1 protein-coding gene is annotated in these 487 nt (G+C 65.9%); it reads left to right on the plus strand.

The window, feature by feature from the left end:
* Positions 1-227: 227 nt before the first annotated feature.
* Positions 228-487: LysR family transcriptional regulator (locus tag D7X96_RS39185; RefSeq protein ID WP_208647452.1), on the plus strand; the 260-nt coding region annotated here is incomplete at its 3' end.

Raw genomic sequence — 487 nt, forward strand, 5'->3', positions numbered from 1 at the left:
GTTGCTGGTCGAGACCGAAGATCACCCCTAGCGCCGGGATCGCCAGCAAGCCGCCGCCTATCCCGAACAGACCGCCCAGGCAACCGAGCACCATCCCCAGCAGGAAATCGAGAAATACATCCAGCATGTCAGCCCCTCTTTCGACGCCTCCATGCTAGGCAAGCGTGGCTGGATGGGAAACGCACAAGAAAGCACAATGGCTATGCCAATTACGCAAAGGCATGAGCATGTTGCCCGATACCCTCACCGACCAGTTCGTTCTCTACCTCGATGTCCTCGATGGCGGCAGCTTCTCCGCCGCTGCGCGCAAGCACCCGCTCACCCCGTCCGCCGTGGCGCGCCGGATGGACGCCCTGGAACGCGCCGTCGGCAGCACCCTGCTGGTGCGCACCACCCATACGGTGCGCGCCACGCCGGCCGGCCTGGCCTTCGCCGACCGCGCCCGGCGGATCGTCACCGAACTGCGCCTGGCCCGTGCCGAAGCGGT

It is taken from the genome of Corallococcus interemptor (assembly GCF_003668875.1).
Taxonomy (GTDB): domain Bacteria; phylum Myxococcota; class Myxococcia; order Myxococcales; family Myxococcaceae; genus Corallococcus; species Corallococcus interemptor.